Source organism: Microcoleus sp. D2_18a_B4, assembly GCF_036702475.1.
Taxonomy (GTDB): domain Bacteria; phylum Cyanobacteriota; class Cyanobacteriia; order Cyanobacteriales; family Microcoleaceae; genus Microcoleus.
The window spans coordinates 41,773-52,518 of record NZ_JAUBTL010000057.1; the positions used below are offsets into that span (position 1 = coordinate 41,773).

The following is a 10,746-nucleotide window of genomic DNA, read 5'->3' on the forward strand; positions in this document are numbered from 1 at the left end:
GTATAGGACTATCAATCACTCTTTCAGTCGTCTTCAGACGACTTCAGCTATGAGACAGGGACTTCAGTCCCTGGCGGGTTTCGGGACAATGAAACAGCCCTGCCCACCGGGGAAAGAAAGATGGGAAAGAAAGAAGGAAGAAGGAAAAAACTTTTCCTTTAGCCCTTGACAAATTACATTTTATTCCTTCTATTTCTTCTTTTTTTATGCTTTCAAATCCACCGAGGCGAGAAATCTTCTCTCCAATGTGGTATTTTTTTACCTAAATTTTGGGATTAATTACAAAAATTACCAAGTTCCATATAAATTAAAGGTTCCACCGATCCATAACGGTCGGCAAGACTTTAGAATAATGCAGTGAAAATTAGATGCTGTGGGGTTTTCAGCAGTTAGAAACAAAAATTCCTTTTCTGACCAATTATCCTAGGGTAATTGGTATTCAGCAGGAGTTGTGATTCGGGGAAGCGGACGGGAGCAATCGGGAACAACCCAAACCTCCCAATCCACACCTCAATCCAGTTGATAACTCACAGCTAATAGTTGAACTAACTCTGTTTAACGTAATTTTGCAAATCCAGAAGGAGTTCGCAATGAACAAAGGTGAATTGGTTGATGCAGTCGCGGAAAAGGCTAGCGTGACGAAAAAACAGGCAGATGCTGTTTTGAGTGCGGCCCTCGAAGCAATCATGGAAGCTGTCTCCGATGGCGACAAGGTGACGCTGGTCGGTTTTGGCTCGTTTGAGTCGCGGGAACGCAAGGCCCGCGAGGGTCGCAATCCCAAAACTGGCGACAAGATGGAAATCCCGGCAACCAGAGTTCCTGCATTTTCCGCAGGGAAGTTGTTTAAGGACAGAGTTGCACCGCCGAAAAACGCGGAATAGCTGGCGAACTGAGTCTTGATTAGACCTGTACACGGTGGGAATTTAGCTTGGGCAGCCGCACTGGCCGGCTGCCCTGCCTCTGCTATTCTTGATTTTTCTGCGAGTATCAGTCCTTTGGGCCCTCCTGAGTCGGCCCTGGCTGCAATTCAATCACACTTGAGCAGTCTGACGGCTTACCCAGACCCGGATTATGGAGAGCTCAGGACTGCTTTGGGGGAGGCTTTGAATGTTGACCGGGATTGGATTTTGCCGGGGAATGGTTCGGCGGAATTGTTGACTTGGGCGGCTTGGGATTTGTCGAAGCTGGAGGCGACTTATCTGGTGACTCCGGCTTTTGGCGATTACTGGCGGGCTCTTTCGGCTTTCGGCGCGCAGGTTCTCAAATGCCCTTTGGATCTTAAATCTGGCACCATTGTCAAGAACGAGCAAGATGCCCATTCCACAAGAGATGAATTTTCTTGTGGAACAGGCATCTTGCCTGTTCCTAAACAAGTAATTGAGAATGCTGCAACATCTCAGTTGGATCTGAAATCGTTGGACGCGGAGACTGGAAGCCGGTTAGTAACGGATGATTTGTCGGTTTCTAAGCGTTCCCTTGTCTCCCCTTCTTTGCGTCTCCCGGTTCCTCTTGCTCTCGATGCCGATAGACGAGGTTTGCTCCTGAACAACCCGCACAATCCTACGGGTTTGCTGTTTGGTAGGGAGGCGATTTTGCCTTATTTGAAGCAGTTAGCTATGGTGGTGGTGGATGAGGCCTTTATGGACTTTCTACCGCCTTCTGAGCAGGAAACTTTGATCGATGCTGTTGAGGAGTTTCCGAATTTGGTGATTTTACGATCGCTCACTAAATTCTATTCTCTGCCGGGACTGCGGTTGGGCTGTGCGATCGCCCATCCCGATATTCTCCGCCGCTGGCAGTTACTGCGCGATCCTTGGCCTGTGAATGCTTTGGCTGCTGCTGCTGCTGCTGCTGTGGTGCGAGATACTGTTTTTGAGCAGCAAACTTGGGATTGGCTGCCTGTTGCTCGCCGAGAGCTATTTGAGGGTTTGGCTAATTTGCCGGGTTTGCAGCCTTTTGCAGGGGCGGCTAATTTCTTGTTGGTTGAGTCGTCGATGTCGGTTTCTTGTATTCAAAAAAGTCTGTTGGAACGACACCGGATTTTGATTCGGGATTGTTTGAGTTTTCCTGAGTTGGGCGATCGGTTTTTTCGGGTGGCCGTGCGATCCAAGGCGGACAATCTGCGGCTGATTGCTGGACTTAAAGAAGTCATTAGTCAGTTGACAGTTGACGGTTGACGGTTGACAGTTGACGGTTGACGGTTGACAGTTGACGGTTGTCAGTTGACGGTTGACGGTTGACTGTTAACAACCAATAAAAGTTGACAAACTGATTTTATTAGTCGTTTGAGCGGACATCCCCAAGAAACCCGGTTTCTATGATAAATCTTGGGTTTTACAGCGAAGTCTCTAGGAAGAAACCGGGTTGATGACCCCGCGCGCCGATCGTCCTAAACTACTAACTAATGACTAATGACTACTGACTACTGACTACTAACTAATGACTACTGACTACTAACTAATGACTAATGACTACTAACTAATGACTAATGACTACTGACTTCTTTATTTATGCTTGACTATGATTTAGTGATTATTGGTGGAACTCCGGCCGGACGTTATGCTGCTTTGACTGCAACTAATTTCCCGGCCCGCGTTGCTTTGGTGGAACCGCTAAGTAATTCCCAAGATTTGCCGACTGGGGAAAAAGAGTCGATCAACCTTGGTTTGAGATACAGCCAAACTTTGAGGGAGGCTGCTCGTTTTGCCCAGCAGATCAGCCGCCAGCAGTTGGGAGTTCGCTGGGAAGTCGCGAATTCCTCCATGCCGCTCAAATTGCGGTTTGACGGGGTTCTCAAGTGGGCAGATGATGTTGTTTCTAATTTGTCAGAAATTGATTCTCTCGGCCTTTTGGCGGCTCGCGGGGTCGATGTTATTTTTGGCAACGGCGAGTTTGTTGCGAAACCGGATTTGGCTTTTGTTGCGGGCGGGCGGAAATTGCGATCGCTATGTTATTTGCTAGCTTGTCCAACTCTGCCGGCGATTCCCAATATTGAAGGACTTTCGTCTGCTGGCTTTTTTACTTCGGAAACTGTCGGGGAATTAGCAAAACTTCCAGAGTTGCCTAAAAGTTTGGCTGTAATCGGCGCAGATCCCAGCGGTGTCGAAGTGGCTCAGACTTTTGCTCGCCTGGGGGTTGCTGTCACTTTGGTGGTCAAAAGTTCGCACATTTTGGCTAAAGAAGACCGGGAGGCTGCTGGTTTGGTGCAAGCTGGAATGGAAGCTGAAGGAGTGCGGATTCTGACTGCTACTGAGGTGACTCAAGCTAGGGTGATTGAGGGTAAAAAGTGGATTCAAGCTGGGCCAAGGGCGATCGAAGCTGAGGAGATTTTTCTGGCTGCGGGTAGAGGACACAATTTTTCATCGTTAAATCTCGAAGCGGCTAAGGTTAAATTCAGCGATCGGGGGGTGATTTTAAATGAAAAGCTGCAAACAACAAATCACCGCATTTACGCGATCGGCGATGTTGCTGGGGGTTATCCGTTCCCTCACATCGCTAATTACGAAGCTGCGGTTGCTGTGAAAAATGCTTTGTTTTTGCCAATGTTTCAAATAGATTATCGCGGGATTCCTTGGGCTATTTTTTCTGATCCGCAGTTGGCGAGGGTTGGCTTGACTGAAGCGCAAGCAAGGCGCCGTTTTGGAGACGATCTCATTGTTTGTCGGGAATATTTCAAGAATGTTGAAAGAGCTCAAATGTCCGGGGATACAACTGGTTTTTGTAAGATTGTCGGGCGTCGCAATGGTGAGATGTTGGGAGCGAGTATTGTGGGGCCTCAAGCTGCTGAGTTGATTCACGCGATCGCTTTGGCTGTGCGTCACGGGATGAAGGTTGAGGCGATCGCCCAACTTCCTTATATTTGGTCAAGTTTTTCGGAAATTAATGGTCAAACTGCTGCTCTTTGGGAGTCGCAGCGCTTGGGTAGCAATACTTTTTCGCGCAATTTGTGGGAGAATTTGTTTCACTGGCGCAGGTATTGGAAGTGAAACAATCAAAGGGGTAATTGGTAATTGGTAATTGGTAAGTATGTGAGTGGCAAAATATAATTGACTTGGGCTAATTCCACAGTTGGCTTCTGAATTTTGGCATTAAATGCCTGATTCACTTATTAAAGTGGGGCAGCTTGTTGTTGCATCAGGACAAATAATTCGGCTTGGAGCCTATGACTCCCTACCGATCCGCCATCGAGCGCACAAACTAGATTTCCTCTGCTTCCTGCTTTAAATGCAGAGTCGCCCGAATTGTACTGATGAGATTAAATTCTGAGCTAAACTCGACATTAGATTTAATAGGCGATCGCATACAAGCATCGGTTTTAAAAATACTCTTAAGTACCTGATTAGCCTCTTAAATTCCTCTTCTTTCAACTGCTGTCGTTCAATGAGCATTAGCCTCCTTCATTTTCTACTGAGTCTTAACTCCAGTATCAACAGCTCTTACATAAACAATTCAAGTATTGTTTTAAACTCTTGCTTTCATAACTCTCTCTCCCAAATATATTAAGAAAAATGTAATTCACTGAATACTAAAGCAGAGCAAGCGAAAATAGTAGATAGTAACTCTCAGAAGCTTCAGACTTGACAGAAGCAGTAGGAATACGTAGATATGACTAACATCACAAATTTTTTTCTAGGATATCACATTAACGAGGAAATATACGCAGGCAATCGAACTCTAGTTTATCGTGGTATTCGCTCTTGTGATCAGCAACCCGTCGCGATCAAACTACTGCGAAATGACTTTCCCAGCTTCAACGAACTGGTTCACTTCCGCAACCAATACGTAATTGCTAAAAACTTAAATATCCCCGGCACTGTCAAGGCATACAGCCTGGAGAGCTATCATAACCGCTATGCTTTGGTGATGGAAGACTTTGGCGGAATTTCCTTATGTAGCTACCTTGCTAGTCTAGCATCCGATAGCAACGAAACCCTAGAAGGCTTGCCAGTTAACGAGTTTCTTCCTATGGCAATTCAAATTGCCAACGCCCTTGACGGACTTCATCGCCACCACGTCATCCATAAAGACCTCAAGCCCGCCAACATTCTCATTAACCCCACCAGTAAAGAAGTCAAGCTGATTGATTTGAGCATCGCTTCCCTGCTGCCGCGCGAAACCCAAGAAATTCAAAATCCCAATGTCCTAGAAGGCACTTTACCCTACATATCTCCCGAACAAACTGGGCGAATGAACCGAGGCATTGATTACCGCACAGATTTCTACTCTCTGGGAGTCACATTCTACGAATTACTAACAGGAAAGTTACCATTCCAAACAGACGATCCAATGGATTGGGTACACTGCCACCTGGCAAAGCAACCTATTCCCGTCCATGAACTCCACCCAGCAGTTCCTCCGGTACTGTCTGAGATAGTTGGTAAACTGATGGCGAAGAATGCGGAAGACCGCTATCAAAGCGCCCTAGGACTGAAGTACGACTTAGAAACTTGTTGGCAGCAGTGGAGAGAAAAGGGAGAGATTGCATCCTTTAAATTAGGACAACGAGATTTGTGCGATCGCTTCATCATCCCAGAAAAGTTGTACGGTAGAGAAAGCGAAGTATTCTCCCTGCTATCGGCCTTCGAGCGCGTCAGTGCCGGAAGCACCGAAATGATGCTCGTTGCCGGTTTCTCAGGCATTGGCAAAACCGCTGTCGTTAACGAAGTTCACAAACCAATTGTGAGACAGCGAGGCTACTTTATTAAAGGAAAATTCGACCAATTTCAACGCACCCTTCCCTTTACAGTATTTGTCCAAGCTTTTCGCGATTTAATGGGACAACTGCTATCGGAAACCGATGCTAAACTTGAACAATGGAAGTTGGAAATTTTGGCGGCTTTGGGCGAGAATGCTCAGGTGATAGTTGAAGTCATTCCTGAACTCGAACGTATTATCGGACAGCAAGCGCCCGTCCCCGAACTTTCGGGAAGTGCTGGTCAAAATCGCTTCAATTTGTTATTTGAAAAATTCATTCAAGTCTTCACAACAAAAGACCATCCTGTAGTGATTTTCTTGGACGATTTGCAATGGGCAGACTCAGCATCGTTAAAATTAATTCAACTGCTGATGAGCGACGTTGATAACCGCTATCTCTTATTAATTGGAGCTTATCGGGATAACGAAGTTTTTCCCGCACATCCATTGATGCTGACGTTAGCAGAAATTCAAAAAACTGAAGCAAAGGTGAATACTATTACCTTAGCACCACTTGAGCGAGCCGACGTAAATTGTTTAGTTGCCGATACTCTAGCTTGTTCTACAGCGTTGGCTCAGCCTTTGACAGAACTCGTTTATCAGAAAACCCAAGGCAATCCATTTTTCAGCACCCAATTCCTCAAATCTTTGCATGAAGATGGGCTAATTGAATTTAATTTTGACGCTCGGTATTGGCAGTGCGATATTGCCCGATTGCGAACCTTGGCACTAACAGATGATGTTGTAGAATTTATGGCACTTCAGTTGCGAAAGTTGCCAGCCCAGACACAGGAAGTTTTAAAGTTAGCTGCTTGTATTGGCAATCAGTTCGATTTGGCGACGTTAGCAATTGTTGATGAAAATTCGCCAACAGAAACCGCATCGGCTTTATGGAAGGCACTACAAGACGGGCTAATTTTACCCATTAGCGAAGTTTATAAGTTTTATCAACCAGAGGGAAATAGCGAATCGGTAATCGGTAATATCAAGAAATCTGACCAATTACTAATTACCCATGACCAAGTACCCAAATATAATTTTTTACACGATCGCGTTCAACAAGCAGCCTATTCCCTCATTCCTGAAGACCAAAAGCGTTCTACTCACTTAAAAATTGGTCAACTGTTATTAAAGAATACGCCAGAAGCCGATCGAGAAGAAAGAATTTTTGATATTGTCAATCACTTAAATGTGGGAGTTGAGCTAATTACCCAGGATGCAGAACGGGAACAATTAGCACGATTGAATCTGGTTGCTGGAAAGAAAGCCAAAGCTGCTACCGCTTATGCTGCTGCGGTTGAAGATTTCAAGGTTGGCCAGGAATTACTGACAGAAAATAGTTGGCATAGTCAATACGAACTAACATTAGCGCTGTATACAGAAGCAGCAGCGGCGGCATATCTAAACGGTGATTTTGACCAGATGGAAAAATTAGCATCTGTCGTGGAAAACGGCGCCAAAACGCTAGGGGACAAAGTGAAGCTATATGAAGTCCAAATTCAAGCTTATATGGCGCAAAATAAGCTACAGGAAGCGCTGAATACAGGGTTGCCAGTCTTAAAGCAGTTGGGGGTAGAGTTTCCCTCCGAGCCAAATTTCTCTGATATTGGACAGGCACTAGGAGAAACCGCGTCAATTTTGAGCGGAAAGGGAACTGAGGACTTAATTGATCTCCCTCTGATGACAGATCCTCAACAAATAGCAACTATAACGATTCTGTCAAGCCTATTTACTCCTGCCTACCTAGCGCTGCCGCCACTCGCGCCTTTGGTAGTTTGCAAACAGGTCAATTTATCTGTCCAATATGGCAATGCTTCTTTGTCTCCCTATGCTTTTGTCATATATAGTTTTCTTCTCTGTGGCATGGGAGATATTGAGCGGGGCTATCAGTTCGGTCAACTGGCTTTACGTCTATTGTCAAAGTTGAATGCCAAAGAAATCCAAGCCAAGACATCCGCAATGGTGCATTCTTGTATTCAACCTTGGAAAGAACACTTCAGAAATAGTTTAAAACCTTTGCTGTCAGATTATACTTGTGGGCTGGAAACCGGAGAGTTAGAATTTGCTGGTTATGCTATCTTTCACTACAGTTATTACTCGTATTTTGTTGGCAAGCAACTAACGCAACTCGAACCAGAAATAGCAACCTACGCAGATGCCGTTAGTAAAATTCACCAGGAAGCCCCACTTTCTTATCAAAAAATTTGTTGGCAAGCCGTTTTGAACTTGATAGGAAGATCGCCAGACCCATGCCATTTAAATGGAGAAGCCTACGACGAAGAGACAATGTTGCAACTGTATCATGGAACCAATAACTACCTAGGGATTCATTACTTATACTTGCATAAACTTGTGCTTTGTTATCTGTTTGAAAATTACCCAGAAGCTTTTAAAAGTAGCGCTCAAATAGAAAGTTATTTGAGCGCAGCTTCAGGGCTGATAACTGTTGCTATCTTCCATTTCTACGATTCTTTGGTGCGGTTGGCAGTGTATTCTGACACTCCACAGTCTGAACAACAGGGCATTCTTGACAGAGTACAAGCTAACCAAGAAAAAATGCAGAAATGGGCGCATCATGCCCCCATGAATCATCTGCATAAATTCTATCTAGTAGAGGCAGAACGGCATCGGGTCTTAAACCAAAAAATAGAGGCGATCGAGATGTACGACAAAGCGATTGCCTTCGCTCAAGAAAACGAGTACATCAACGAAGAAGCAGTTGCTCACGAACTCGCTGCCAAATTCTACTTAGAATGGGGCAAAGAAAACCTGGCAAAACCCTATTTAATTGATGCTTACTATGCTTACGCAAAGTGGGGAGCCAAAGCAAAGATTGACCATCTAGAACAGCGCTACCCCCAATTGCTTGCTGTGATCCTGCAACAGGAGCGAACTCGCCAGAATCCGACCGAAACAACTCACACCTCCAGCAGTGAATCATCCCTATCTAACACCAATAGAACAATTATCGGTAGCACAAGCAGTTTGGAGTTAGTAGATTTGCCGACAGTGATCAAAGCTTTTCAAGCTCTCTCTAGTGAAATAGAACTAGAGCAATTGCTAACTACTTTGATGCAAGTAGTAGTGCAAAATGCCGGAGCACAAACCGGAGCATTAATTTTGGAGGAAGGTGGAAAGTGGAGAGTTGCCGTACACTGTACAAATCGTCAAGATTGTGACTTGGAATCACTTCTAGTTGAAGAAAGCAAAGCAATTCCTCTGAACATCATTAACTACGTCAAACGTACAAAAGAAATCCTGGTATTCGATCGTGCCAGCACTCAAACCACCTGGGCTGGCGATCCTTACATGATTGAGCACCAACCCAAGAGCGTTTTATGCACTCCGATTCTCCATCAAGGCAAAGTAATGGGGATTCTGTATCTAGAGAATAATCTCACAACCGGGGCGTTTACGCGCGATCGCGTCGCCATCCTCAACATCCTGTGCTCCCAAGCAGCAATTTCCTTACAAAACGCCCGACTGTATCAGCAATCTCAGGAATATGCCCAAAAACTAGAGCAGTCTATCCACGATCTCAAACAGATGCAACTGCAATTGGTGCAGGGTGAGAAAATGTCTGCTTTGGGAAATTTAGTCGCCGGTGTAGCCCACGAAATTAACAATCCCGTAGGCTTTATCGCGGGAAACTTGCAACCGGCTCAAGAATACGTGGGGGATTTATTCAATTTGATTGATTTGTATCAAGAAAAATTTCCCAATCCGGGAGGGGAAATTGAAACAGAAATTGAAGATATGGACTTGGAGTATTTGCGAGAAGATTTGCCTAAATTGATTGGCTCGATGAAGGAAGGAGTCGATCGCATTCGCAATATCAGTATAAGTTTGAGAACGTTTTCGAGGGCAGATAGCGATCGACCAGTTTCTTTCAATATTCACGATGGACTCGAAAGCACTCTGCTAATTCTCAAGCACCGTTTAAAAGCCAGCGAGTTCCGCCCTGCCATTGAAGTTGTGAAAGAGTATGGTAACTTGCCCCTAGTAAAATGCTTTCCCGGACAGTTAAACCAGGTATTTATGAATATACTGGCTAATGCCATTGACGCTCTGGAGGAGTCAAATAAGGGGCGGAGTTTTAGTGAAATTAAAGCTCTACCTAATCAAATCACGGTTCAAACTGCTCTGAGCGAAGACCAAACTCAGGTTTTGATTCGCATTAAGGATAATGGAGTGGGGATGTCAGGCGAAGTCAAGGAAAACATCTTTAACCACTTATTCACTACCAAGTCGGTGGGTCAAGGAACTGGATTAGGATTGTCTATAGCCCACCAAATTGTTGTGGAAAAACATGGAGGTACGTTACTCGTGAATTCTTCTTTGGGCCAGGGTTCGGAGTTTGTGATTTCTATTCCGGCGTGAGCAGTTGGTAGCACGTCTTTAGGGCAATTAGCGCCGCATCGCAGCTACGAAACCCGTTATTAGAAGAAAGAGGGAATGGAGAACGGGGAACGAGCAACAGGCTAAGGGTTCTCTTGCTAGGAACTAGCGACTATGGACTAGGGAAACAAAGAATCTCGACTAATTTTCCCATCCTCCGCCTCCACCTTATTAGTGATTGAGACAGCGGTTTGCAACCGCCTGCTTTACAAACACTCTTCCCTTTTTTTTGTCCCAGGTTTCGTGTTAAGAGTTCTCTGGAGATTCTAAGCCTCTACCTTACCGAAATGAAAGTCCCTATCATGCTACTGAGATTGGGGAGTTAAATTTCATAATATGATAAAGTGCGCGCACCCTAGGTTAATAAGGTGCGCGCTTGACGCTTGATGCTTAGATGTACGGAGAGGGTGGGATTTGAACCCACGTTAGAGTTACCCCTAAAGTAGATTTCGAGTCTGCCTGTTCGATGGCTCTAGCCCTTGCGCTATAAGGCGTGTAGGAATCTCGATTTAAATAAATGCTGTTTATATACCATTTTCATATACCATTCCTGGGTAGAATTAATCTCGGTTTGGAGGGTTGACTAACAGTGTATAGTTTTCCAACAAATGCAAACATTTGCTAACAAACGCTGTAAGATGAGCAAATGGCATA

4 protein-coding genes are annotated in these 10,746 nt (G+C 45.0%); all 4 read left to right on the plus strand.

The features are described from left to right. Positions 1–572: 572 nt before the first annotated feature. The 4 genes from QUB04_RS25920 to QUB04_RS25935 all read left to right on the plus strand — a co-directional run bounded on the left by QUB04_RS25920 (position 573) and on the right by QUB04_RS25935 (position 10,074). Positions 573–881: an HU family DNA-binding protein gene (locus QUB04_RS25920; RefSeq protein ID WP_278187376.1), complete on the plus strand. Its 309-nt coding sequence runs from the start codon at positions 573–575 to the stop codon at positions 879–881. Between the two features lie 15 nt (positions 882–896). Then, positions 897–2,177, plus strand: a complete 1,281-nt coding sequence (locus QUB04_RS25925; protein ID WP_333288842.1) for a threonine-phosphate decarboxylase — start codon at positions 897–899, stop codon at positions 2,175–2,177. A gap of 333 nt (positions 2,178–2,510) precedes the next feature. Next, positions 2,511–3,986: an NAD(P)/FAD-dependent oxidoreductase gene (locus QUB04_RS25930; RefSeq protein ID WP_333288844.1), complete on the plus strand. Its 1,476-nt coding sequence runs from the start codon at positions 2,511–2,513 to the stop codon at positions 3,984–3,986. A 619-nt stretch (positions 3,987–4,605) separates the two neighbouring features. Continuing rightward, positions 4,606–10,074, plus strand: coding sequence for an AAA family ATPase (locus QUB04_RS25935; RefSeq protein WP_333288846.1), 5,469 nt, complete (start codon positions 4,606–4,608; stop codon positions 10,072–10,074). The last annotated feature ends 672 nt before the right edge of the window (positions 10,075–10,746 follow it).